This window comes from uncultured Algibacter sp. (assembly GCF_947495675.1).
Classification (GTDB): Bacteria; Bacteroidota; Bacteroidia; order Flavobacteriales; family Flavobacteriaceae; genus Algibacter_B.
Genome location: NZ_CANLZX010000003.1, coordinates 171,199 through 197,733, shown reverse-complemented (window position 1 = coordinate 197,733; position 26,535 = coordinate 171,199). Strand labels below are relative to the sequence as shown.

General features: G+C 30.9%; 17 protein-coding genes. 9 read left to right on the top strand and 8 right to left on the bottom strand.

The window, feature by feature from the left end; genetic code table 11:
• Positions 1-32 precede the first annotated feature (32 nt).
• The gene (locus Q0842_RS03485; RefSeq protein WP_298494377.1) at positions 33-1,325 is read right to left on the bottom strand and encodes an aminopeptidase P family protein; all 1,293 of its coding nucleotides are present in this window, start codon (positions 1,323-1,325) and stop codon (positions 33-35) included.
• A gap of 106 nt (positions 1,326-1,431) precedes the next feature.
• Here Q0842_RS03485 and Q0842_RS03480 point away from each other — a divergent pair, with 106 nt between their 5' ends.
• The 6 genes from Q0842_RS03480 (at position 1,432) to Q0842_RS03455 (ending at position 9,955) form a co-directional block, all read left to right on the top strand.
• Positions 1,432-3,273: a T9SS type A sorting domain-containing protein gene (locus tag Q0842_RS03480; RefSeq protein WP_298494375.1), complete on the top strand. Its 1,842-nt coding sequence runs from the start codon at positions 1,432-1,434 to the stop codon at positions 3,271-3,273.
• A gap of 235 nt (positions 3,274-3,508) precedes the next feature.
• Positions 3,509-5,317, top strand: a complete 1,809-nt coding sequence (locus Q0842_RS03475; RefSeq protein ID WP_298494373.1) for a T9SS type A sorting domain-containing protein — start codon at positions 3,509-3,511, stop codon at positions 5,315-5,317.
• Positions 5,318-5,480: 163 nt separating this feature from the next.
• Entirely contained in the window at positions 5,481-6,161 is a 681-nt protein-coding gene (locus tag Q0842_RS03470) for a succinate dehydrogenase cytochrome b subunit (protein ID WP_298494371.1), read from the top strand.
• Positions 6,162-6,163: 2 nt separating this feature from the next.
• Positions 6,164-8,179, top strand: coding sequence for a fumarate reductase/succinate dehydrogenase flavoprotein subunit (locus Q0842_RS03465; protein WP_298494369.1), 2,016 nt, complete (start codon positions 6,164-6,166; stop codon positions 8,177-8,179).
• A gap of 9 nt (positions 8,180-8,188) precedes the next feature.
• Positions 8,189-8,932, top strand: coding sequence for a succinate dehydrogenase/fumarate reductase iron-sulfur subunit (locus tag Q0842_RS03460; protein WP_298494367.1), 744 nt, complete (start codon positions 8,189-8,191; stop codon positions 8,930-8,932).
• Between the two features lie 108 nt (positions 8,933-9,040).
• Positions 9,041-9,955 (top strand): M28 family peptidase, encoded by a 915-nt coding sequence (locus tag Q0842_RS03455; RefSeq protein WP_298494365.1) that lies wholly within the window; start codon positions 9,041-9,043, stop codon positions 9,953-9,955.
• 9 nt (positions 9,956-9,964) lie between these two features.
• Here the strand turns inward: Q0842_RS03455 and Q0842_RS03450 are convergent, their stop codons facing one another.
• The 4 genes from Q0842_RS03450 to Q0842_RS03435 form a co-directional block, all read right to left on the bottom strand.
• A complete protein-coding gene (locus Q0842_RS03450) occupies positions 9,965-11,098 on the bottom strand; it encodes an efflux RND transporter periplasmic adaptor subunit (protein ID WP_298494363.1) in 1,134 nt (377 codons plus the stop codon).
• Between the two features lie 4 nt (positions 11,099-11,102).
• On the bottom strand, positions 11,103-15,416 hold the full coding sequence (locus Q0842_RS03445) for a CusA/CzcA family heavy metal efflux RND transporter (protein WP_298494361.1): 4,314 nt from the start codon (positions 15,414-15,416) through the stop codon (positions 11,103-11,105).
• Positions 15,417-15,485: 69 nt separating this feature from the next.
• Positions 15,486-15,878 (bottom strand): hypothetical protein, encoded by a 393-nt coding sequence (locus Q0842_RS03440; protein ID WP_298494359.1) that lies wholly within the window; start codon positions 15,876-15,878, stop codon positions 15,486-15,488.
• Between the two features lie 58 nt (positions 15,879-15,936).
• Complete coding sequence (locus tag Q0842_RS03435; protein ID WP_298494357.1) at positions 15,937-19,359, bottom strand: hypothetical protein; 3,423 nt, start codon at positions 19,357-19,359, stop codon at positions 15,937-15,939.
• A 270-nt stretch (positions 19,360-19,629) separates the two neighbouring features.
• Here Q0842_RS03435 and Q0842_RS03430 point away from each other — a divergent pair, with 270 nt between their 5' ends.
• The 3 genes from Q0842_RS03430 (at position 19,630) to Q0842_RS03420 (ending at position 22,570) form a co-directional block, all read left to right on the top strand.
• Positions 19,630-20,391: an exodeoxyribonuclease III gene (locus tag Q0842_RS03430; RefSeq protein ID WP_298494355.1), complete on the top strand. Its 762-nt coding sequence runs from the start codon at positions 19,630-19,632 to the stop codon at positions 20,389-20,391.
• Between the two features lie 21 nt (positions 20,392-20,412).
• The gene (locus Q0842_RS03425; protein WP_298494353.1) at positions 20,413-21,369 is read left to right on the top strand and encodes an OmpA family protein; all 957 of its coding nucleotides are present in this window, start codon (positions 20,413-20,415) and stop codon (positions 21,367-21,369) included.
• A gap of 169 nt (positions 21,370-21,538) precedes the next feature.
• Complete coding sequence (locus Q0842_RS03420; protein ID WP_298494351.1) at positions 21,539-22,570, top strand: aldo/keto reductase; 1,032 nt, start codon at positions 21,539-21,541, stop codon at positions 22,568-22,570.
• Positions 22,571-22,591: 21 nt separating this feature from the next.
• On the opposite strand, the gene Q0842_RS03415 is transcribed toward Q0842_RS03420, so the two are convergent.
• The 3 genes from Q0842_RS03415 to Q0842_RS03405 form a co-directional block, all read right to left on the bottom strand.
• Positions 22,592-23,884, bottom strand: a complete 1,293-nt coding sequence (locus Q0842_RS03415) for a hypothetical protein (protein ID WP_298494349.1) — start codon at positions 23,882-23,884, stop codon at positions 22,592-22,594.
• Between the two features lie 181 nt (positions 23,885-24,065).
• Entirely contained in the window at positions 24,066-24,773 is a 708-nt protein-coding gene (locus Q0842_RS03410) for a glycosyltransferase family 2 protein (protein WP_298494347.1), read from the bottom strand.
• Between the two features lie 106 nt (positions 24,774-24,879).
• Entirely contained in the window at positions 24,880-26,427 is a 1,548-nt protein-coding gene (locus Q0842_RS03405; RefSeq protein WP_298494345.1) for a ribonuclease E/G, read from the bottom strand.
• Between the last annotated feature and the right edge of the window lie 108 nt (positions 26,428-26,535).

The following is a 26,535-nucleotide window of genomic DNA, read 5'->3' as shown; positions in this document are numbered from 1 at the left end:
AAAGGGTCGTTTAAAAAACGACCCTTTTAATTTTATAAATTCATTATACTTTCAATCTCTTCAACTTCTATAGGGATGTTTTTCATTAAATTTATAGGTTCCCCTGATTTTTGAATAACCACATCGTCTTCTAGTCTTATCCCAAAACCTTCATCTGGGATATAAATACCTGGTTCAACTGTAAACACCATATTTGCTTGCATAGGTTCTGTTAATATGCCATAATCATGAGTATCTAAACCCATATGATGACTGGTGCCATGCATAAAGTATTTTTTATATGCTGGCCATTCTGGATTTTCATTTTGTACATCGGCTTTATCCAGTAAACCTAAGTTTAATAATTCATTGGTCATGATTTTTCCAACTTCAATATGATATTTAGCCCAGTCAGTACCAGGAATCAGCATTTTTGTAGCTTCATTCTTAACTTTAAGAACAGCATTGTAAACTGCTTTTTGTCTTTCAGAAAACCGACCAGAAACAGGAACACTACGTGTCATGTCACTTGAATAATTAGCATATTCTGCACCTACATCCATTAAAATCAAATCACCGTCTTTACATTGTTGATTGTTCTCAATATAATGCAACACATTTGCATTATTTCCTGAAGCTATAATAGGCGTGTAAGCAAACTTTTTAGAGCGATTAATTAAAAACTCATGTATAAATTCTGCTTCAATTTCATATTCCCAGACACCTGGTTTAACAAACTCTAATATTCTACGGAAACCTTTTTCTGTTATATCGCATGCTTTTTGAATCAAATCAATTTCAACAGGTTCTTTTACAGATCGTAATTCTTGTACTATAGGGTTGCTCTTAGCTACAGAATGTGCAGGGTATTTGTTTTTTAGCCATTTAGTAAATCGGTCTTCGCGTGTTTCGGTTTCAACATTTGCGCGGTAATGCTCGTTTGTATTAATGTAAATTGTGTTACATTGTGTCATGATTTCAAACATGATTTTTTCCATGTCTTGAAGCCAATAAACCGTTTTAATACCACTAGTTTCAAAAGCTTTTTCTTTAGTTAGCTTTTCACCTTCCCATATGGCAATATGTTCATTTGTTTCTTTTAAAAACAATATTTCACGATGTTTTGCAATTGGGCAATCAGGAAAAAGTATAAGAATACTTTCTTCTTGATCTACACCACTTAAATAAAAAATATCTCTGTGTTGCTCAAATGGCATGGTGCTATCTGCACTTATTGGATAAATATCATTAGAGTTAAATACGGCTAAACTTTTAGGTTTCATTTTAGCACTAAATTTTGCTCTGTTTTTTTCAAAAAGTGATTTATTTATTGGTAAATATTTCATGTTAAGTTGAGTTTGTTTTTACGACTGATGTAAATGTATAAATAAAAAGTAGATTTTTATTTCCTATATTTGATAATCCCTCAATACAATTTTTAAATTTAAAAATATGATTAACAAATTACCATTTAAATTCATTTTTACTGCATTGGTTTTTTTTATGAGCATTACTACAGTTTCTTCTCAGGTTTCATTAAAAGAGATATCACTTAAAGATCAAATTGGTAATTCTAGTTTAGTTGTTGAAGGAAAGGTGATAGCAAAAAAATCATTTTGGGATGCAGATCATAAGATGATATATACGGCTTATACTATTGATGTTTACAAGGTTTTTAAAGGGGAGTCTTATAAGCAAATAGAAGTCATAGTTAAAGGAGGTATTGTAGGTTTAAATGCTTTTATAGTGTCGCATGGCTTAAAATTAGGAAAAGGATTAACAGGTGTTTTTACTTTAAATGAAAGTAATTTAAATATAGGTTTAACAAATACAATTAGTGCTAAAACTTATAAAGTGTATAGTGGTGTTCAAGGCTTCTATAATTATAATTTAAGTGATGATATAGCTACAAATCCTTTTAGTGAAAGAAAAGGTATTAAGTCAACATTATATGAAGATATAATTAAGGTTACTAAAAAAAATTATAAAATAGTATCAAATTTTGATATTGATAGTGTAGTTAAAAAATCAACTCAGAAAAAGAGTTCGAGTACACCAACAGGAATCACTTTTTCGCCAACTACAATTTCTGCGGGGACAGGTTCTGTTTTAACAATTCAGGGTTCCGGTTTTGGGTCAACTCAAGGTAAAGTAGGTTTTAGAGATTCTGATTCAGCAGGTTCGCCATTTTTTGATGCTTTAGATACTCATGTTCTAAGCTGGAGTGATAATTTAATAACTGTTGAGGTACCTGTTATTTTGTCTAATGATGATAATATAGATGGAACTGCAGGCACAGGTAATATTCGTGTAACAGATTCTGAGGGCTCTAGTAATACTTCTAGTGCTGTTTTGTCAATTAGTTATTCAGAAATAAATGTGTCTGGTGATTTTGGTGTAGGAGATGGATTTAAATCTTATCAAACACAACATCATAATAATAATGGATCTGGAGGATATACTTGGATAATGGAAAATGATTTTTTTAATGAATTAACACATGCTGATGCTCCAGATGCTTTTTTAAGAGCTTTTAATAATTGGCGTTGCGAAACAAAAGTAAATTGGGAAATTAGTAACACATTTACTAATACTAGTGTTATTTCAACTTCAGAAAACATTATTTCTTTTGATTATGATGGTACTGATGGTGAGCTCGATGCGGGTATTCTGGGAACTTGTACTTATGGTTTTTCGGGGAGTGTTTGTAGTAGTGGCATTGTCTGGTATGTTACAGATATAGATATTGTTTTTGATAGAGAAACAAATTGGTATTTTGGAACAGGAGATATTACTAATAAGTTTGATTTTGAAACAGTAGCATTACATGAATTAGGACATGGGCATCAATTGGGACATGTAATTAATACAAGTAATGTTATGCATTTTTCAATAGGCGAAGAAAATATAAACACCATTCTAGACACCAATAGTATTACGGGAGCTAATGATGTTCAAACAAGAAGTGTTTTTAGTCATTCTTGTGCTCCAGCAATTTCACCAATGACAGAGTATACAGGAAATTGTGAGCTTAGTGTTGAAGATATAAATTTAGAAAATAGTGTTTCTGTTTATCCAAATCCTACCAAACAAAAAATTTATATTGATTCTCCATCTTATAGTTTAGATAGAATAGAAATATATGATGTTAGTGGAAGATTAATATCTCAAATTGATGTTTCAAATAGCTCAAATTTTAACACTATAAATTTAGAAAACACTTCTAAAGGCATGTATTTTGTAAATATTTATTCTGGTGTAAATTTTATAACCAAAAAGATAGTAGTAGAATAAATTATTTTATTCGTTTTTTAAAAGAGGCATTAATACAATATTGTATTAATGCCTCTTTTTGTATGCATAAATTTTTTAGACAAAGTTTGTTGTGTAATAGAAGACTTTCAGTATTTGGTATTTTGTCGATTTTAACATTTCAGCATAGTCCATAAGTTTAAAGCTCAACGTAAATAAACTTAAAGCAATCATTCCCTCAGTATTGTAAACGTATAATTTTAAAAAAATCGAGAGAATGAGAAAACACAAACTAATTAGTTTATTATTAATTTTAATAGTATCGGAGTCATTATCGGCGCAGTTAATGTTAAAAGAAGTATCCTTAAGTAAGCAAATCGAAAAATCAAGTTTAGTTGTAGAAGGAAAAGTAATTTCAAAACAATCTTTTTGGGATTTAAATCATGAAAAAATATATACAGAAAACACAATAGAAGTATATAAAGTATTTAAAGGAGAAGCTTTATCAATAGTTAAAGTAATCACACAAGGAGGCGTTATAGATTCTAATGCTCAAATTGTTTACCCTAGTTTAAAATTAAATATTAATGATGTAGGTGTTTTTACATTATTTAATGATTTTATAGAATTGGATTCTAAAGAGCAAATAAATATTAGGCAGTTTAGAGCGTATGGTTCATTACAAGGTTTTTATAAATATGATTTTTCAAGAGATGAGGTTGCGAATCAGTTTAGTGTAAATAAAGGAATTGTAAGTGGTTTTTATGGTGAGATTAAAAATCAATTAAATAAAGATTATATACAATTATCAAATTTTGATGTTAAAAGTAAAATATCTGTAAATAATAAAACAAGTTTATTACCAATAACTATACAAGGTTTCTCTCCTACAACCTTGTCTGCTGGGACAAAATCTGTTTTAACAATTAATGGTTCTAATTTTGGCACCATAAAAGGCAATGTAGGTTTTAGAAATGCAGATAATGGAGGAAAAAGTTTCATTAATGCTTTAGATTCTCAGGTTTTATCTTGGGAAGACACAAAAATTACTGTAGAAACTCCTTCTGAAGCTGGAACAGGAGAAATAAGAATAACACATAACGATGGCAGTAACTTTACATCAAGTAATATATTAACTATTAGTTATGCTCAAGCAAATATTGTTAATGATAATATTGCATATAAAACACAATTAGTTAGCAATAATAATAATGGTGGATATACTTGGCAAATGACATCGGGCTTTGCTCAAAATAATGAAGCAAAAACAGCCTTTCTTAATGCTTTAGAAACTTGGAGTTGTGAAACAAAAATGAATTGGGATTTAAATGAGTCAAGTCTTGTGTCTGATTCTAACGCTATGCATAAATCGCTTTCAGATAATAAAAATGTTATAGCGTTTGATAGTAGTACAAGTACTAATGCTAATGAGGATTTACCAGATACTGTTCTTGGACAAAGAACCAGTTATTATTCTAGATGCACCACTATTATAGATGGAGTTCCAAGTTTTCAATGGTATATAAAAGAATTTGATATTGTTTTTGATGATGAAACAAATTGGAATTTTAATATACAAAACCCAAGTGATGTTGAATATGATTTTCAAAGTGTAGCGCTACACGAACTAGGTCATTGTAGGCAATTAGACCATATTATTGATACTAACAATGTAATGCATTATGCAATTGCAAAAGGAGAGTCATTAAGGGAGTTAAATAGTGATAATAAAGAGTTAGCAAATGTAATACAAAATGAAAGCACCAATTCATCAGTATGTAATCAACCGTTAGTTACAAATTATTCTGGTAGTTGCTCTTTGGGTATTGAAGAAGATAAGCTTAATGCGGGTGTTAAAATTTATCCAAACCCAACAAATGGTGTTTTTTTTATTAGATATGATAGTTCAGTTAATTTAGATAAAGTAACTGTTTACGATATTAGCGGTCGGCTTATTACACAAAATAATAATTTAAATACATCGCGCTTAAATACCATTAACTTAATAAATGCTTCAAAAGGGGTTTACTTTGTAAATATCTTTTCAGAGAGTTATTATATTACAAAAAAACTCATAGTTAATTAATCTTAAATTTAAATAAAGAAAAGACTCTAAAAAGAGTCTTTTCTTTTATAAGACTCAACTTACTTTAAAATCGTTCTAAATAACAAAAACATGACATTTGTTATTTGTCTATGAGTGCGTCCATAACTACCTTTGTTAAAACCAAAAAAACAACTTCAAAAAAATGGGCGGATTTTTTAAATCTTCGATTGGAAGAAAAATAGCTATGGCACTTTCAGCTTTCTTCCTAATGTTTTTCTTAATTATTCATTTAGCAGTAAATATCACATCACTTTTTAGTGAAGATGTTTTTAATGAATTATCCCATTTTATGGGAACAAACCCTTTAGTACAATTTGCACTACAACCAGTTTTAATTTTTGGTGTAGTATTTCATTTTGTTATGGGATTTGTATTAGAAATTAAAAACAAAAAAGCTAATGGTGTTGCATATGCCAAAAACAATGGTGCTGCAAATTCTACTTGGATGAGTAGAAACATGATTTACAGTGGCTTGGCAATATTAGCTTTTATTGTACTACACTTTATCGATTTCTGGATACCAGAATTAAATACTAAATATGTTGTTGGAGATATGTCTGGATTACACCATGGTGAGTTTAGATATTTCAATGAGTTAGTAGAGAAGTTTCATAGTCATATTAGAACTATAGCTTATGTTTTAGCATTTATCCTTTTAGGATTGCATTTAGCACACGGGTTTACGTCTGCGTTTCAATCTATGGGAGTAACCGCTGGCAGAAAGAAAACATTACAAAATATAGGGAAAGCCTATTCAATTATAATTCCATTAGGTTTTATAATTATTGCACTTTATCATCACCTTAAATACGTATTATCATAGATATGGCAACATTAGATTCAAAAGTACCTAAGGGTCCAATTCAAGATAAATGGACAGATTATAAAAATCACATTAACCTTGTTAATCCTGCAAACAAACGTCACATAGACATTATTGTAGTAGGAACAGGTTTAGCTGGAGGTTCTGCTGCAGCAACATTAGCTGAGCTAGGATACAATGTAAAAGCATTTGCTTATCAAGATTCTCCTCGTCGTGCGCACTCAATTGCGGCACAAGGAGGTATTAATGCTGCTAAAAACTACCAAGGTGATGGTGATTCAACATATAGATTGTTTTATGATACTGTAAAAGGAGGTGATTACCGATCTCGTGAAGCTAACGTATATCGTTTAGCTGAGGTTTCATCAAACATAATTGATCAATGTGTAGCTCAAGGTGTTCCCTTTGCTCGTGATTATGGCGGATTATTAGATAACCGTTCATTTGGTGGTGTATTGGTATCAAGAACATTTTATGCAAAAGGTCAAACAGGACAACAACTCCTATTAGGAGCATATTCTGCTATGAACCGTCAAATTGCGCGTGGTAAGATTGAAATGTTCAATCGTCATGAAATGCTTGATGTTGTAAAAGTTGATGGTAAAGCAAGAGGTATTATAGCCAGAAACTTAATTACAGGAGAAATTGAGCGTCATTCTGCTCATGCCGTAGTTATCGCAACTGGTGGATACGGAAATGTATATTTCTTATCCACAAATGCCATGGGTAGTAATGTAACTGCATCATGGAAAATTCATAAAAAGGGAGCGTTTTTTGCTAATCCTTGTTATACTCAAATTCACCCAACGTGTATACCACGTTCAGGAGACTATCAGTCTAAATTAACTTTAATGTCTGAATCATTAAGGAATGATGGACGTATATGGGTTCCAAAAAACTTAGAGGATGTTAAGGCTATTCGTGAAGGGCGAAAAAAACCAACGGATTTATCAGAAGATGAAAGAGATTATTACTTAGAGCGTCGTTATCCAGCCTTTGGAAACTTAGTACCTCGTGATGTAGCATCTCGTGCTGCAAAAGAACGTTGTGATGCTGGTTATGGAGTAAATGCTACAGGCGAAGCGGTATATTTAGATTTTGCAGCTGCTATTGAACGTTATGGAAAAGAGCAAGCTAAAATTCATAATATAGATAATGCATCTGAAGCAAAAATATACGAATTAGGTCAAGCTATTGTTGAAGCCAAATATGGAAACTTATTCCAAATGTATGAGAAGATTGTAGATCAAAATCCATACGAAACACCAATGATGATTTATCCAGCCGTACATTATACAATGGGAGGTGTTTGGGTTGATTATAATTTAATGACAACCGTTCCTGGATTATATTGTATTGGTGAAGCTAACTTCTCAGATCATGGTGCTAATAGACTTGGAGCTTCTGCTTTAATGCAAGGTTTAGCCGATGGGTATTTTGTATTGCCATACACAATAGGAGATTATTTATCTGATGATATTCGTACAGGAAAAATATCAACAGATACTAAAGAGTTTGAAGAAGCTGAAAAAGAAGTTAAAGACAAAATAGAATTCTTTGTAACTAACAAAGGAACTAAGTCTGTTGATTATTTCCACAAAAAACTTGGTAAAGTAATGTGGGATAAATGTGGAATGTCTAGAAACGAAAAAGGCTTAAAAGAAGCCATGGTAGAGATTAAGGCTATTCGTGAAGAATTCTGGAAAGAAGTTTCGGTACCAGGAAATTCTAACGAAATGAATCCAGAATTAGAAAAAGCAGGACGTGTTGCAGATTTCTTAGAATTAGGAGAGTTATTTGCCAAAGATGCTTTAACAAGAGAAGAGTCTTGTGGAGGGCATTTTAGAGAAGAATCTGCTGAATTAGATGGACCTCAAAAAGGAGAAGCAAAACGTAATGATAAAGATTTTGCGTTTGTTTCAGCTTGGGAATACAAAGGAGAACCTGCAGATGCAGTTTTACATAAAGAAGAATTAGAATTTAAAGATATTGAACTAAAACAACGTTCATACAAATAAGAAAGACCTATGAATTTAACACTTAAAATTTGGAGACAAAAAGACTCAAATGCAAAGGGTCAAATGGTCGATTATAAAGTAACTGATATCTCAGAACATATGTCCTTTCTTGAAATGATGGATGTTTTAAATGAGCAGTTAGTAAACTCTGGAGAAGAACCAGTTGCTTTTGATCATGATTGTCGTGAAGGTATATGTGGAATGTGTTCTATGTACATTAATGGAGAAGCACATGGCCCAGATAGAGGCATCACAACCTGTCAATTACACATGCGAATGTTTAAAGATGGCGATACTATAACTATCGAACCATTTAGAGCAGCAGCATTTCCGGTAATTAAAGATTTAGTAGTAGATAGAATGGCTTTTGAGCGTATCCAACAAGCAGGAGGTTATATTTCTGTAAATACATCTGGTAATACTCAAGATGCCAATAATCTACCAATATCAAAACATGCTGCAGACGAAGCAATGGATGCTGCAACTTGTATTGGTTGTGGAGCTTGTGTAGCAACTTGTAAAAATTCTAGTGCTATGTTATTTGTTGGAGCAAAAGTATCTCAATATGCATTGCTACCACAAGGGCAAGTTGAAGCGGCAGATCGTGTGCAAAACATGGTAGCCCAAATGGACCTAGAAGGGTTTGGTAACTGTACCAATACAGGTGCCTGTGAGGTTGAATGTCCTAAAGGTATTTCATTAGATAATATTGCTCGTATGAATCGAGAATTAATGAAAGCGGCTATTAAATAATTAAGCCAAAAATTTATACATAAAACCCATATCAACTTGTTGGTATGGGTTTTGTTATTTATAAAGGGTATGAATTAATTTAATTATATTTAGTCCCTAAGAAAATTTATGCGAAAAATATTTTTACTATTAGCATTTTGTTTCACTTGTTATGGAACAAAAATAGCAGCTCAAACAACTCCAGAAAAAAGTGCTTTGTTTGATGAAACAGAATTACTAAAACATTTAAAGTCCTTGTCGTCTGATGCCTTTGAGGGACGAAGAACAGGTACAAAGGGGGCAATTAAAGCTAGAAAATATATAATTAACCAATTTCATTCTTTAAAAGTAAAACCATTAGGTAAATCTTTTAATCAATCTTTTTCATTCGTTAAGAAAAAAAATTATTATGGCATAAATGTATTGGGACTTGTTGAAGGTGTAAAATTCCCTAAGAAATATATTGTAATTAGTGCACACTACGATCATGAAGGAATAAAGAATGGCAAGATATATAATGGCGCTGATGATAATGCTTCTGGTTTAAGTGCATTATTTGCGTTTGCTGAATATTTTAGAAATAACCCTCCAGAACATTCAGTCATTCTAGCTGCATTTGATAGTGAAGAATTAGACCTTCAAGGATCCAAATATTTTGTAAAAAACACATTTATTCCTTTTAAAGATATACTTGTTAATTTGAATATGGATATGATAAGTCGAAGTGATAAGAACGAACTATTTGTTACAGGAACTTCTCAAAATAAAAAATTAGCGAATTTAATAACCAATGTTAAGCATTCAGAAAATATTCAACTAATTACAGGCCATGATGGTAATGATGATTTAGATAACTGGACTTATGCCTCAGATCATGCTAATTTCCACAAAAATGGCATTCCGTTTTTGTATTTTGGAGTTGAAGATCATAAAGATTATCATGAACCATCAGACACTTACGAGAACATACACCCCGAGTTTTATATTGAAGCCGTAAAATCTATTATTTCAGTATTTAAAGAAATAGATACTTCTAGATTTTAAAAAAAGCGTTTATTCATCGCCTTCGGCTAATAACATAAAGCCGCCTTTTATTAAAATAGCTTTATTAATTAAATTATCGGTATTTAAAACAGAAACGTAGTTTTCAGTTTGATTGACAATGGCTATTTTGTTTTTTTCAAAATAATAATAATCATTTGTTTTTTCTTTTAAAGCTAAAACAAATGCATCATTTTCAACTTCAATAATGGCGTCTTTTGGTAATGCTAAACTTGTGTTAGTTTCAGTAATAATGTCTGCTTCTGCAAACATACCAACTATAAAATTGGTCTGTTCCTCATTTAAAATATGCCCGTGTACTTTAACAATTCTAGAGGTTTCATCAATACTGGTACCAACTAAATGAACTTCTGCTTTAAAAGTTTCTTTTGATGCTTCTGGGATTTTAAATTGTATTTTTTGACCTTTTTTAATATTCAAAATATTTTTTTCAAAAACAGATAATTCTAAATGGATATGATTGGTGTCTACTATTTCCATAATAATATCTGATGCCGAAACAGGCATGCCATTACTAATATTTACTTTGGTTATAAAACCTGCAATAGGTGAATATAAATTTATTGTGGATGTAATACGGCCTTGTTCAACAGATGCAGGATTAATGTTAAGCATCGTTAGTTTTTTACGAAGGCCATTAGAAAGTGCTAAACTACTTTTATAAGCGCTTTCGGCTTTTAAAAAGTTTTTTTGAGATGTAATGTTTTCATCAAAAAGCGTTTTTTGTCTGTTAAATTCAGATTTTAAATAATTAAGTTGTTCAGCAACTTCTAAATATTGTTGTTGCATTTCAACAAATTCTGGATTTTCTAATGTTAATAATACTTGCCCTTTTTTTACTTTATCTCCTACCAATAATGGTGTTTTTGTAATGTAACCACCCATAAAAGTGCTTATTATAGCTTTGTTTTGTGGTGGAACATCTATCATTCCTGTAGTTTTAATAGTTTGATTAAACTCCTGTTCTTCAAGTTTACCTAATTGCATTTTTCCGCTTGAAAATTGTGATTTTGTAATCACAATTTCGTTTGTATTGAAGTCTTCTTGCAAAGTTTCGTTGCTTTTTTCTGAGTTTCCACAAGCCACAAAAACAAGTAAAATTAATAAGATATATAAGTGTTTCATTTTTTTATAGTATTAAATAATTAATGGAGATTATTGTTTGGTTGTAAGCATGAATATTGTCTAAGTAACTCAGTTCAATATCAGTTGCTGTTTCAATACTTTGTATGTATTGAAAAAAATCAATTTCACCTTCTTTAAAGGTACGTACGGCAGTTTTTATAATTTCTTCTGAAAGGGTTTTACCTTGTGTTTCGTAATAACTTATAGCTTCGTTGTATTGTTGAAGTTTAGCAAGTAGCATCTTGTATTCAGCATATAATTTAATAGTATATTCTTCTTTTTCAACTTCAATTAATTCTTGTGCAATTTTTGAAGCTTTTATTTTTGAAGCATTTCCGCTAAAAAACAAAGGTATTTTAACTCCAAATTGGTAACCTTTTATAGTACTGTTTAAAGTGCTATTTGTACCTTGAAAATATTCTACACTTAAATCTGGTAAAAGATTTTGTTTTTCTTTCCTATTTAATGCTTTGTAATAGGCTTGAGAGTTTTCGTAGTAAGTGAATCCAATATTATTTTCGATTGAAATATCTTGTAGTTTTAATTTCTGAAGGCCTTCATCAACAATTGAAAAGGTATCTATTTGAACCAATTTTTTTAACTGTTCTTTTGCTAAAACTACATCTTGTAGCGCTTGTTTATAAACTGTTTCAAGCTGTTTTCTTTTAGATTTGGCACTAATTAATTCTAAATAATTAGTTTCTCCCAACTCAAATTTACGATTAGATGCGTAAACAAATTTTTGGTATAAACTATCTAGAAACTTATAAGTTCTAGCTTTACTTTTGGTATAATTTAAGTAAGAATAGGCTTGATGAACATCGCGTTTTAAAATTTCTAGTTTAATATTGTAATTTGATTTTTGAACATTAAATTTAGCTTTATTTACTTTCTTATCAGTAAAATAAACTGTTGGAAATTTAAAATCTTGAGAGACTCCAAATACTTTTAAAGGTTCTCCGTTTATCGCCATATTGTTTTCATCATAATTATAATAAATCGATGTTTTATCGAAACTAAAAGCACTTCCAATTAAAGCTTCAGATTCATTTGTTTTTAATGAAGATGCTTTTAAATTCGAATTGTTTTCAATAGCCAAACTAATAGCTTCATTAATATTTAGTGGTTTATTTTGTGCATTAAGGTTTAAGGATAGTAAAATAATTATACCTGAAAGCAACGTTTTTTTATTCATTTTTATTTCTGTATTTTTTTCAAACCAAGCATATAAAACTGGTAAAACAATAAGTGTTAAGATGGTTGCCGTAACTAAGCCACCAATAACAACAGTTGCTAAAGGACGCTGTACTTCTGCACCAGCGTTAGTTGAAATAGCCATAGGCAGAAAACCAAGTGCAGCAGCAGATGCTGTCAAGATTACAGGCCTTAAGCGTTCAATTGTGCCTCTTTTAACACGATCGTTTATGTTTGTTACGCCTTGTTCTTTTAATTCTTTAAAATGTTCGATTAAAACAATGCCATTTAAAACAGCAATACCAAAAAGCGCAATAAAACCAACACCGGCAGAAATACTAAAGGGCATATCTCTAAGCCATAACAGTAAAACACCTCCTACTGCAGAAAGGGGGATTGCAGAATACACCATAAGTGCTTCTTTAAAAGAACCAAATGCAAAATGAAGAAGAATAAAAATTAAAACTAATGCCACAGGTACAGCTACCATTAATCTTGCTTTTGCGGTTTGTAGGTTTTCAAATTGGCCACCATAGGTTATTGTGTAGCCAACAGGTAGTTTTACTTTATTTTTAATAATTTTTTTAACATCATTAACAACCGATTGTAAATCTCTATTTCTAACATTAATACCCACAACAATACGTCGTTTGGTATCGTCTCTTGATATTTTTGCAGGTCCCGTTGTATATTTAATTTCTGCCAATTCACTAAGTGGAATTTTTATTCCATTAGGCGTGTCTACATATAAATTTTCAAGATTTTTAATGCTGGTTCTATGTGCTTTATTTAATCGAATAACCATATCAAAGCGTTTTTCACCTTCAAATACAGTTCCAATGGTTTCGCCTGCAAACCCCATAGTTATTATTTGATTTATATCGGCAATATTTAAACCGTATCTAGCAATTTTACTACGGTTATAAGTAACACTCATTTGTGGTAAGCCTTCTACTTTTTCAATAATAATATCAGAAGCACCTTCAACATTTTTAATAAGCGATTTTATTTGGTTAGCCTTGTTAGCTAGTATAGTTAAATCTTCACCAAATATTTTAATAGCTACATCGGCTCTCACCCCTGTTATAAGTTCGTTAAATCTCATTTCTATGGGTTGTGTAAATTCAACTTCCATTCCTGGAATTATAGCAAGAGCCTCCTTAAATTTATCGGCTAATTCATCTTTACTAGATGCAGAAGTCCATTCGTTTTTTGGTTTTAGTTTGATGATAACATCACTTTCTTCCATACTCATAGGGTCAGTTGGGACTTCCGCTGCACCTATTCTGCTTACAACTTGGTCTACTTCTGGGAAATTATCGATAAGAATTTGTTCGATTTTTGTGGTAATATCTATGGTTTTTCCTAGCGAAGTACCAGTTTTTAAAACTGGTTGAATTACAAAATCACCTTCATCAAGAGTAGGGACGAATTCGCCACCCATTGTGCTAAAAAGCCAGATACTAGATGCTAATAAAATACCTGCTAAAGAAACCACTATTTTTTTATGTTCTAGTGCCCAATAGATTGTAGGTTTATATAGTTTGATTATAAATTTCATTAACCTAACAGATATATTTTTGCTGCTTTGTTTATCTGGTTTTAAAAACATAGATGAAATTACAGGTACATAAGTCAAACAAAATAACATGGCGCCTGCTAAAGCAAAACTGAAGGTTAATGCCATAGGTTTAAACATTTTTCCTTCTATGCCACTTAATGATAGAATAGGAATGAAAACAATAAGAATGATAAGTTGACCAAATATGGCAGAATTCATCATTTTTGAAGCACTTTTCTGTGTGATAGTGTCAATACTAGATTGTTGATCAGCTTTAGAAAGTGTTTTAATTTTTGAACTTTGAGCAGTAATTTGAAAAGCGATAAACTCCACTATAATAACAGCGCCATCAATGATGATTCCGAAATCTATAGCACCAAGACTCATTAAGTTGGCATCAATACCAAAAATATTCATTAACGAAATGGCAAATAGTAAACTTAATGGAATTACCGAGGCTACAACCAAACCAGACCTAATATTGCCTAAAAGCAAAACCACAACAAAAATTACTATGAGTGAACCTAGTATTAAGTTTTCGGCTACTGTAAAGGTTGTTTTTCCAATAAGCTCACTTCGTTCTAAAAAGCCATTTATATATACACCCTCTGGTAAAGAACTTTGTATTGAGGCTACACGTGCTTTAACAGCATTAATAACTTCTTTAGAGTTTCCGTCTTTAAGCATCATGATTTGCCCAAGTACTTTTTCACCTTCACCATTACCAGTTATGGCCCCAAACCTAGTAGCACTACCAAAACCTACTTCTGCAACATCTTTTATATAAATTGGGATGCTTTGATTTTTTATTACTATGTTTTCAATATCTTTTAAAGAGGTTATTAATCCTTCACCACGTATAAAAAAGGCTTTATTGGTTTTTTCAATATAGCCACCACCAGCAACACTATTGTTTTTTTCTAAAGCATTAAAAACATCAACATAACTAATGTTCATGGCTTTAAGTTTTTGTGGATTTATAGCAACTTCATATTGCTTTAAATAACCTCCCCATGTATTTACTTCAACAACTCCAGGGATACCAGAAAGTTGACGTTTTACAATCCAATCTTGTATAGTTCGTAGTTCGGTAACCGAGTAAAGAGCCTTAAATTCTGGTTTAACATCAAGAATATATTGGTAAATCTCTCCCAAACCTGTTGTAATAGGTCCCATTTCTGGAGATCCAAAACCTTCAGGAATTTTTTCTGTTGCCGATTTTATTTTTTCAGCTATTAATTGTCTTGGAAGATATGTTCCTAGTTTATCATTAAAAACAATAGTAACGACAGATAACCCAAATTTAGAAACCGAACGTATTTCTTCAACACCAGGAAGATTTGCCATTTCCAGTTCAATAGGGTAGGTTATAAATTGTTCTATATCTTGAGTAGATAAATTTCTGGAGGTTGTAATAACCTGAACTTGGTTATTAGTAATATCCGGAACCGCTCCAATAGGGATTTGAGTTAAAGAAAAGATTCCTAAACCAACAATAAAAGCTGTAAGTAATAGTACAAAAAGCTTATTTTTTAAGCTAATTTTTATAATATATTCTAACATAATTCATATATAAAACATTGTAAGCTATTTATAAACAGCTTATTAATAAATGATTTTAATCAGTATGAATTATGCTAATTTTGGGGGTTGAAAAACTGATGTCTTTTCAAATAAGGAGTTGGATTCTTTATAGTGAAAATTAAGTGTTACATTAATGTAGGATAGGGAGAAAGAAGAATATGTTATAGTTTCAAATAAAGTAAAAGATGAGTTTATATGTGAAAAAACATGGTGTTCGTCTTTAAAAGGCAAATCGTCATGTTGCTTATGTTTAGTTTGGTGTGAGGCCATTTGTTCCCCATAATGTTCAGACAAGAATTTAAAGAAATTATCTCCATAAATTTCTTTATGATAGTCAGCATGTTGCAATAAGGCATTGAACTTTGAAATATCTTCAATGTTAATGTTGAAACTTTGAATAAGAATCAAACCTGAATAAAATATAACAACCAGCTTACTCATACCTATACAAATTTACTAAAAATTATAGCTTATGATGTGTCTTATGTTACATAAGTGATTAAAAATAAGCTTTTAATTGAATAGATCCAGAATGAATCGTTTTGCTGGTTTCTGTTTTTCTACCAAAGTAACTTAAGTTTAAATCTAAGAATTTAGTAAGTTTTTTTTGAGCTAATAAACTCCAAGTAAAGTTTTTTCCAGGTTGTAAACCTTCTAATATTTGATAGGCAACTGGTGTGTTTGAATTTCCGGTATAATCATTAGAGAAAAAATTAAACTCACCATTTATAGCGCTTTGTTGACCACTTGCCATTGTAAAAGACATGCCGTATTTGTTTTGTTTTAAAGCTTCTAAATCTCCTATAGTATTGTTTTTACTTGCATATTGATAAAACACATCAAAACTAGAATTATCATTAAACAAATATGACAGTTTTGGATTGAATCGAGTTTCATCGAAATTGAAATTTTTACTCGCAAAATTTTCGCTAACACTCTCATTTTTATCAAAAGCCGAAAGCATATTTATCAACCAATTGCTAGATATTTTATGGTTAAAATTAAGTTGGTGACTTTTTAAACTATTCTCAATAAATCCAACAGACAAAACACTTCTTGTTGTGTTATCTAAAAAAGTATAAGAAGTTGTATAACGCTGTTTTCCTCTGTTAAAAAACAACACGTTTCTAAAGTTTAATTGTAATCCTAATTGGTCTTCTTCTTTATTATTAAAGGGATTTAAATTAAATTTATTGCCTTCGCGTTTTATCTTTCTATCAATTAGATAACTGGTTTGGTTGTAAAAATGCGACCACAATTTTTTAGATTTATTTTTTGAAACAGACCATTGGGATGGGTTTACTGTAAGTGTTTGACTTAATCTGTTTTGATGTGTTTTTATGTATACTTGGTTTGGTAGTAAAACACGTATATAGCGACCTTCATCTTGAAATTGAGCTATTTCAAACTCTTCTAATTCCTGAATGCTATTTTGGTTATAATCATTCCAAGTGTAAGTGCCTTGTCCAGCTTCAACTTCTATATAAGTGAAATCTTGTTGTGGAAGCCTTCCAGAATTGGTTTCAAAAATGGTATTCCATTGTATTATTTGTTTAAATAGTTTTTGATTGAATTGCAATCTAGAGTTTATTGATTTTTCATCTTCAATAGTTGCATCTGTATTTTTTAGTGTTCTGTAATTAGCATATAAAGACAGGTTTGTGTTTTTATTTTGAATAAGCCTTGAGTCTAAATAAAAGGTATTTGAGATATTTACTTTTTGTAATTCATTATTTCGGATACTATCATTTACTCTATTTTTGTAGCCTATTTCAGTAAAAATATTGGTGCTATCACCAACACCAACAAATACTTCATAAGAATTAAATCTTTGACTTAGTGGTGTTAGTTCTTGAGTGGATATACTACGTTGTTCATTGTTTTCAATGGCTATTCTTGTACCAAACCAACTTTTTTCTAAGCTATAAGTTATACGATTGTAAGATCTTAAAAACGTTGAGGAATTGACATTAGAATTGGCATTTAAATAACTAGAAGTAGATATAATGTTGAATTTGTTTAAAAGTAAATTAGCATTTGCTATGTGTCTATTTCCATTAAAACCATCAGAGAAATTTAAATGTTGAAATTGATAGTTTACAAAACCTTTTTTATGATGAAATAATTTAAAGCCAGAATTTAAAAGTATTTGGTTGCCTAAATTAAGCCCAATACCGCTAGTGTTATTAAGATCTAAATTCCAATCGCGATTAAATTCTGGATTGTATAAACCTTCAATATTTCTATAATTAGAATTTATATAATCACTATCCAGATAAGCATCAATATTCCAAAGGCTATCTTTTTTTACAAGTGTTTGATTAATGTTTATTTTTCCAGCAAACCCATTATTATCATCATCACCAAAATCAGAAAAGGCATTTAAATCATTTTTACTTCCAGAAGCTTCAAAATTAATAGTGGTTTTTTCAGATGGATTATAACTACCATTTAAAACAGCTATTTGTAGTTTGGTTGGTGCTACTAGCTGAACAATAGGAGCATAACTTCCTTGATTTATACCAACAAACTCGTAAATATTGTTAATAGCGTTAATGCTACTTAATGCATAATGACCTTGATTTTCTCCAACAAAAGTGAAGGTGACACGATATAATTCATCATCAGGATTATTTGAAAAAACAAAAGCTTCATTACTACCAACAAGTTCTTTCTTATATAAAATTCTATTATCATTCAAATCTTCTCTAACTTCTGATGGGGCTACCATTTGCGATTTATCATCACCAGCATTAGCTAGAATTTCGACTTGTTCTTCAGATAAATTTTGTTGTAAAGGTTGATTCTTAGCATCATTTTCTGAATACACCGAAACACCAATTTTAAGTTTTTCACTTTCATAATTTCCACCGCCATGGGCAACAAATCTGGAATAATTACGATCGCTAAATTGATAATCGACAGTAATTCGCATTTCAGAGGTTATAGGGTAGGTAGCATTGAAAATTATTTCGCCAGCATTATAATCTATAATATAATCTTGGTCTTCCCCACGTTTTATAGGTATACCATTTACATAAACTGTTTCGCTACCAGATACTATGAGAACAAACAATTCGCCATTTGGACCTTGGAGTTTATAAGGGCCTTGGTTGCCTTCTTGTGCAGTAAACTGGCTAGTGGTAAATTGCCCACGTACAATAGCACCAGCAGCAAATAAGTTGGTTTTTACATCATCATCGCCTAGCTTTAAATTAAAATTTAGACCTTGTACACGTTTTGAGAAATTTGCAAAATAAGATGTGGTATTTAATAAATCAATATCTCCTGCACGTACATTCCAATGGTCGCTAAACAATTCTATAAATACTTGATCAAACTCATCTAAACGTTGGCTATATCCGCTTTCTTGTAAAGGAATGTTAGCGTCTTGTAATGATGCTCGTAGAGAAACTTTATTATTTAATTTTCCTGTAATTTGAAGATCTAGTTCGCTATTTAAAACAGAGTTTTGATTATTACCAACAGTTACACCTCGTGAAATACTTCCTGAAGTTGTTAAGCCATCAAAAGGAATGTAACTCCTATCTATATTTGATTGAGTTAGTTTGTATAAATTTTGATTGTTAGTATTGTCTTCAACAATAATACGCTCATCAAGTTGCTTGTAAGTTTTTGTTAAAAATTCTGGAAACTTTAAATAGCTAATAATTATTGAATCTGTTTCAATAGGTTTTTTTAAAATTAAGAGGGCTTTAGCAAAATTAACCTTGTAATAAGTAGTGTCTATAATAGAATTATCTTTTTTTCTTATAGAAAATGTATTGGCACTAATACTAACACTATCAATTTGTATAGTGTTTTTTACAGCAAAACTTTTTGTTTTATAATTAGTGTTTAGACTTTGCGAAAAGCCTAAATAACTAATAAAAATCATAAGAATACATGTAAAAAACTTCATCAGGTACTTAAACTACAAATCGTTTAAAATATTTTAGCGAGTTCTGTTTTTCACAGTCCTAAAAGGTGTAATTATAAACAGATTGCCAAACTATCTACATTGATACAATACAATTAACCTTCTGGTCAAAAAAAATAGTTAAATCTCGCTTAATTTAATAGTGTAAAAGTAACGCATTATTTATTTTAGCTAAAATTGATTTTGTTTTCATTTCTAAACGAAATCAATCCTGATGCATATCAGGATATTTTTAAACTTTAAGTAAGAATTATGAAAATCATATCATATAACGTAAACGGAATTCGTGCAGCAATTAACAAAGGATTTATAGATTGGTTACAAGCAGCAAATCCAGATGTTGTTTGTTTACAAGAAATTAAAGCCATGGAAGAACAATTGGATTTAAGTCTTTTTGAAAAAGCAGGCTATAAATACAATTATTGGTTTAGTGCTCAAAAAAAAGGATATAGTGGTGTCGCAATATTAAGTAAAACAGAACCTAAACATATTGAATATGGTACAGGTATAGAGTCAATGGATTTTGAAGGTAGAAATATTCGAGCAGATTATGAAGGAGTTTCGGTTATGAGTTTGTATTTACCATCAGGAACAAATGATGCTAGACTAAACCATAAGTTAGAATATATGGATATGTTTCAAGAATATATTAACAATCTTAAAAAAGAAATTCAAAACATTATTATTTGTGGCGATTACAATATTTGTCATGAAGAAATGGATATTCATAATCCAAAAATGAAGGGTGTTTCGGGGTTTTTGCCAGAAGAACGCGAGTGGATTGGGAGCTTTATAAATAGTGGTTTTATTGATTCTTTCAGGTTTGTTAATCCCGAATTACAGCAATATAGCTGGTGGAGTTATCGTGCTAATGCGCGTGCTAATAACAAAGGTTGGCGATTAGATTATGCTATGGTTTCAGAACCATTACAAGAAAACATAAAAAGAGCCGTTATACTTTCAGAAGCAGTACATAGCGACCATTGTCCTATTCTGGTTGAAATAGAAAATTAATAACAAATGAACCCAAACAAAATGATTAAAAAAATCGTATTTACATTTTTTACATTAGTAGTTTTAGCATCTTGTGTATCGCCAAAAGTTTACAAAGAATTAGAAGCAAAGTATGCAGATTTAAAAAAGGAAAACAAAAAGTTATCCACCAATAACGAAGCGCTTTTAAGTGCTAAAACAGCAGCCGAAAACGAATTAAAGCAATTACAATCTGCCTATGATGAGGCTGTTGAGCAGCGTGATAAATTACAAGCCGAATATAACGCAGCTAAATCAAATTTAAATAATTTAAAAGCATCCTATGATGCTTTAGAGAAAAATAGCTCTGCATCAATTGCAGCAAATTCAAAAAAGAACCGAGAGTTATTAGCACAGCTTGAAGCTAAAGAGCAAGCTTTAGCAGCAGAAAATGCCCGTTTAGCAAAACTTAAAAAAGAACTTGAAGATCGCTCAAACCGTGTGGCAGAATTAGAGCAAGTTATTGCCTCAAAAGATGCGGCCATGACTGCGCTTAAAAACGCCATTTCAAGAGCTTTAACCGATTTTGAAGGTAAAGGTTTAACTGTAGAGCAACGCGATGGGAAAGTATATGTCTCTATGGAAAACAAATTGCTTTTTAGTTCTGGAAGTTGGGCCGTTGGTACAGAAGGAACAAGAGCTGTAAAGCAATTAGGAGCCGTACTTGGTGATAATCCAGATATTGCCGTTTTAATAGAAGGACATACAGATAATGTGCCATATAAAGGCAACGGAACATTAACAAGTAACTGGGATTTATCGACCAAACGGGCAACAGCAATAGTAAATATATTACGTCAAAATAGTAGTATAAATCCAGAGAATTTAACAGCTGCAGGTCGTGGTGAATTTGCACCAGTAGCCTCTAATGATTCTCCCGAAGGAAAAGCAAAAAACAGACGTATAGAAGTTATCTTAACACCAAAGTTAGACGAACTTTCTAAGTTGTTAAGCGAGTAGTAATATTTGGGCGTTACCGCAAGGGTCGGGCTATTCGCTATATCTTTTTTGCATTATAAATAGCAAAAAAGGATACCGCTACTATCCCTAACGCATAAAAAACCTTTAAAAGCTTCAAGGCCTTTAAAGGTTTTTTATCTTAGCACTTCTTTTAATAAATATAAAATCAATGAAATATACAACACTTCCAAACACAGATATAAAAGTGAGTAAGATATGTTTAGGAACAATGACATTTGGAAACCAAAACACAGAAGCAGAAGGCCATGAGCAATTAGATTATGCTTTTGGTAAAGGTGTTAATTTTATTGATACAGCCGAATTATATCCTGTTCCAGCCACAGCAGAAATAAGCGGAAGAACCAGTAAAATTATTGGAACCTGGTTAAAAAAAACTGGAAATAGAGATAAGGTTATTATCGCATCAAAAATAGCAGGATCTGGTGATTATACTGCGCATATTCGTACCACAGGATTTAGTCCAAGTGCAATTAAAGAAGCCATAGATTTAGAGTTAGAAAGATTGCAAACCGATTACATAGATTTATATCAGTTGCATTGGCCAGAACGTGATACCAATCGTTTTGGCACTAGAACATTTAATCTGGATACCAAATGGAAAGATAATTTTAATGAAATTTTACATAGTTTAGATGCTGAAATTAAAGCAGGTAGAATAAGAAATATAGGAATCTCTAATGAAAACTCATGGGGAACTATGCGTTATCTAGAAGAAGCTAAACACCATAATTTACCAAGAGTGGCAACTATTCAAAATGCATATTCTATGTTAACTAGAACTTTTGAAACCGATTTAGCAGAAGTAGCTTTAAGAGAAAATGTGGGCTTATTAGCTTATTCGCCAATGGCTTTTGGAGTGCTTTCGGGTAAATATATAAACGGCACAGCTGCAGATAATGCACGCCTTAAATTATTTCCAAGATTTGCAAGATATAGTGGGGAGCAAGCTACCGAAGCATCAAAAAAATATTTAAAAATAGCAGAAGCTAATAATATGACTTTAGCACAAATGAGTTTAGCATTTGTAAACCAACGTCCTTTTGTAACAAGTACCATCATTGGAGCCTCTAAATTAAAGCAACTTAAAGAGAATATAGATAGTATAAATGTTACTTTAAGTGAGGATATTTTAAATCAAATTAATGAGGTGCACCAAGCCATACCTAATCCTGCACCTTGATAAATATTTATTGTGTAATGTTTAAAAAACAACTTTACCTACATAAACCTTTTTGTTTAGAGAGGGTACCGAATCTAAAATTTTAATGTTTTCTATATTTTTTTCAGAATATATTAATATGGACCCTTCTTTTAATTTAGTATCCTTATTTAATAAAGTATAATTTATCTCATTAACTTGTAAATAAGCTTCAATAGGTGTTTTTAAATAATCGTGAGTATTAGGTGTCAAATAAACATCTCTATTATCAAAATGTTTAGATAAATATTTTACTCGATATGATGTTTCTAATCCACCGTTAGGATTTTCAAAAAATAAAAATGTTGAAATAGCAATCGAAACACCTATGAAAAGAATGTAAATCATAGGATTAAGTTGTTTTGTGTTTTTAAAACCATCCTTTAGGTCTGCAATTGCTAAAACCACAACAACTATAGCTAATGGTAAGAATACACGTGAAAAAGGGGTTTGTTTTAACACGAGCATTAAAATTATTGGAATCAAAAATAATACTAAAATTACAAACCTTCTTTTTACTATAGTATAAAATACAACTAATAAGAGTACTAAGAGACTTATAATTTTTCCTCCTAAAACTTCTGTAAAAGATATAGTAATATGATTAAAGGCTTCATGAATACTTAAATGATCTAACGGGGCAACATATCTATTATGTATAATAGATTCATAACCTCTAAATATCATTATGGGTGCATATAGGAGAATAACTGTAAGCGTAAAAAACACACCCGATTTTAAAATATATTTTACAAACTCTAAACAAAAATTCTTATTAATTATTAAAAACAATGAATATAAAGGTAGAAAAGTATAAAGGTATGCAGGACTAGTATAGAGACCAAGTGTTGAAAAAAAGAGAATTAAATTATTTTTGTCTTTAAAGGTCTTAATGTTTGAACTTTTAAAGATAATAACTAATGTTATAACAGCAATTAAAATTTGAAATGAATAGCCTCTAGCTTGAAATGAAAAAGCTAAATAGGGGAAATTAAACAAAAGTAATATTAAAAATAACCCAGAATAAAATAAGTTGTTTTTTGATATTTTAGTAATAAAAATATTCATTAATAAATAAGAAGCCAATATAGAGGGTATCCTTACAATTAATGCCAAATTTGTCCAGCCTAATATATGCCATGAAATATTACTAAAGATAGAATGTAATACATGATTGTTTGGTACTGGGTAAGTACAGGTAGCATAAAAAATACTTCGATTTACAAATTGAATAAAGGTGTATGACTCATCATAAGATAGAGGCAAATAAAAACCATAACAAAGCAATACAATCAAAAAAATGGCTGATAACCAATAGAACTTAAAAGAATCTTTTAAAAAAAATAAGATTTTTGAAAAAAAAGATAAAAATGACTTTTTGTTAAACGATAATAAAATCAACCAAAAAAATAATATAGGTAAAATGAAATAAAGGTTTTTATGATTTGGATTTCCGAATAATAATTGAAAAATCATTTTAATATTTTAAAATACAGTAAATAGCTCTAAAACCATCCTTCCAGCTAATTTTTTTACCTTCTAAATAAGTTCTTCCATAATAACTAATTCCTATTTCATAAATCCGTATTTCCTTTATTTTAGCAATTTTTGCAGTTACTTCTGGTTCAAACCCAAATCTTTTTTCTTTTAATTTTAAGCTTTGAAGAATTGAAGTATTAAACATTTTATAACAGGTTTCCATGTCTGTTAGGTTTAAATTGGTAAACATGTTGGATAAAAAAGTAAGAAATTTATTCCCTATTGTATGCCAAAAGAATAGAATTCTATGAGGTTTACTTCCCATAAAGCGAGAGCCATAAACAACATCTGCAGCACCTTTAACTATTGGAATTAATAATTCATTATATTCTTCTGGATCGTATTCTAGATCTGCATCTTGAATTACTGTATACTCACCTTTAGCCATTGAAATACCAGTATGTAATGCAGCTCCTTTGCCCATATTCACAGGGTGTTTAAAGTATTGAATCTTTAAATTAGAATTGTTTTTTGCATATTTTTGTATTGCAATTTCGCTATCATCTGTAGAACAGTCATTAATAATAATAAGTTCTTTTTCAATATTATTAATTAGTTTAACATCTTTTATTTTATTTAATATTTTATGAATGGTCTTTGCTTCATTATAAACAGGAATAACAATTGATAATTTAGTAATAATCATATTTACTTTTCTTAGTATTTTACTCTGATCAAATATAGAAATACTTTGTTTATGAGAAACCTTTTAAAACAAAAAACCCACTACTTTAAAGTAGCGGGTTTTTTAATTATTTAATTTGATTACCATCTTTATCGAAAAAGTGGTACTCTAAGTATGTGTAAGCATCTCTTGGTAAAATTTTCACCCATTTTTTGTGTTCTAAAAACCATTTAGAACGTATTGATGGAATACCTTTTGTTAAAAAGGCAGCTATAAAAGGATGTGTGTTTAAAGTCAGCTTCTTATAGTCTTTTTTAATTAGTCTTTCAAGATCTTGGTTGATTTTTTCTACCAATCCAATTGGTGCTTCTACCTCTGCGCCATTAACAATCCCGTCTGGATTTTCCTCGCGGGTTTTAATGTTCATTTCTGGGCGAACACGCTGTCTTGTAATTTGTATCAATCCAAATTTACTAGGAGGCAATATTTTGTGTTTTGCTCTATCGTCCTTCATTTCGTCACGAAGGTGATTAAACAATTTTTGCCTGTTTTCAGAATTAGTCATATCAATAAAATCTACTACAATAATACCGCCCATATCACGCAAGCGTAATTGACGAGCCATTTCTGTAGCTGCAATTAAATTAACTTCTAATGCTGTATCCTCTTGGTTGTTTGCTTTATTAGAGCGGTTTCCGCTGTTTACATCAATAACATGAAGGGCTTCGGTATGTTCTATTACCAAATAAGCACCTTTTGCCATAGACACGGTTTTTCCAAACGAGGTTTTAATTTGTCTTTCAATACCGAATTTTTCGAAAATTGGATTTTTAGACTGATACAATTTAACTATTGATTCTTTTTCTGGTGCAATCTCTTGCACGTAATCTTTAATTTGATAAAAGAGCTCTTCATCATCAACAGTAATTCCTGTAAAGGTATCATTGAATATATCTCGTAAAATTGACGAGGCTTTATTCATTTCTCCTAGTACTTTACTTGGATGGTGTGCTCTGTGTAGCTTTTTACACATTGCCGTCCAACGACTAAGCAAATTTTGTAAATCTTTATCTAGCTCTGCTACTTTTTTGCCTTGTGCTACCGTACGTACAATAACGCCAAAACCTTGGGGAGTAATACTCTTTACCAAACGTTTTAAACGGTCTTTTTCTTCGCGATCTTCTATTTTTTGAGAAATAGATATGCGGCTAGAAAAAGGTACTAAAACAATATATCGACCAGCAATAGAAAGCTCTGAGCTTATTCTAGGGCCTTTTGTTGATATAGGTTCTTTTACAATTTGTACTAATAGCGATTGATTTGATTTTAAGGCGTCAGAAATTTTGCCGTCTTTATCAATATCTTTTTCAAATGGGAAATTTTTTAAAGAAAAATCTTTTAGTTTACCTGTGCTTACACGTTTTGTGAATTTTAAAAGCGAAGGTAGTTTTGGCCCTAAATCATGATAATGCAAAAACGCATCTTTTTCATAACCTACATTAACAAATGCAGCATTTAGTCCAGGAACGGCTTTTCTGATTTTGGCTATAAACACATCACCAACAGCAAAGTCGTTACTATCTTCATCTTTCTGTAATTCAATAAGTTTTCCATCTTTTAGTAAGGCAAAATCAACATCGTCGGAACTAGATCGAATGATCAATTCTTTATCCATTTTGTTAATTTTTGTCCCGATAAATCGGGATGGATTAAACATTATTTTTTCACAGGATTTTAATCCGTGGAGTTCAAACAACACCCAATAGGCGTTAAAAAATTAATG

Bases quoted from the DNA above. Each gene is read 5' to 3' on its own strand.
- Q0842_RS03485 (WP_298494377.1), bottom strand. From the start codon at position 1,325: ATGAAATATTTACCAATAAATAAATCACTTTTTGAAAAAAACAGAGCA.
- Q0842_RS03430 (WP_298494355.1), top strand. From the start codon at position 19,630: ATGAAAATCATATCATATAACGTAAACGGAATTCGTGCAGCAATTAAC.
- Q0842_RS03455 (WP_298494365.1), top strand. From the start codon at position 9,041: ATGCGAAAAATATTTTTACTATTAGCATTTTGTTTCACTTGTTATGGA.
- Q0842_RS03420 (WP_298494351.1), top strand. From the start codon at position 21,539: ATGAAATATACAACACTTCCAAACACAGATATAAAAGTGAGTAAGATA.
- Q0842_RS03450 (WP_298494363.1), bottom strand. From the start codon at position 11,098: ATGAAACACTTATATATCTTATTAATTTTACTTGTTTTTGTGGCTTGT.
- Q0842_RS03470 (WP_298494371.1), top strand. From the start codon at position 5,481: ATGGGCGGATTTTTTAAATCTTCGATTGGAAGAAAAATAGCTATGGCA.
- Q0842_RS03460 (WP_298494367.1), top strand. From the start codon at position 8,189: ATGAATTTAACACTTAAAATTTGGAGACAAAAAGACTCAAATGCAAAG.
- Q0842_RS03440 (WP_298494359.1), bottom strand. From the start codon at position 15,878: ATGAGTAAGCTGGTTGTTATATTTTATTCAGGTTTGATTCTTATTCAA.
- Q0842_RS03435 (WP_298494357.1), bottom strand. From the start codon at position 19,359: ATGAAGTTTTTTACATGTATTCTTATGATTTTTATTAGTTATTTAGGC.
- Q0842_RS03405 (WP_298494345.1), bottom strand. From the start codon at position 26,427: ATGGATAAAGAATTGATCATTCGATCTAGTTCCGACGATGTTGATTTT.
- Q0842_RS03465 (WP_298494369.1), top strand. From the start codon at position 6,164: ATGGCAACATTAGATTCAAAAGTACCTAAGGGTCCAATTCAAGATAAA.
- Q0842_RS03425 (WP_298494353.1), top strand. From the start codon at position 20,413: ATGATTAAAAAAATCGTATTTACATTTTTTACATTAGTAGTTTTAGCA.
- Q0842_RS03480 (WP_298494375.1), top strand. From the start codon at position 1,432: ATGATTAACAAATTACCATTTAAATTCATTTTTACTGCATTGGTTTTT.
- Q0842_RS03445 (WP_298494361.1), bottom strand. From the start codon at position 15,416: ATGTTAGAATATATTATAAAAATTAGCTTAAAAAATAAGCTTTTTGTA.
- Q0842_RS03410 (WP_298494347.1), bottom strand. From the start codon at position 24,773: ATGATTATTACTAAATTATCAATTGTTATTCCTGTTTATAATGAAGCA.
- Q0842_RS03475 (WP_298494373.1), top strand. From the start codon at position 3,509: ATGAGAAAACACAAACTAATTAGTTTATTATTAATTTTAATAGTATCG.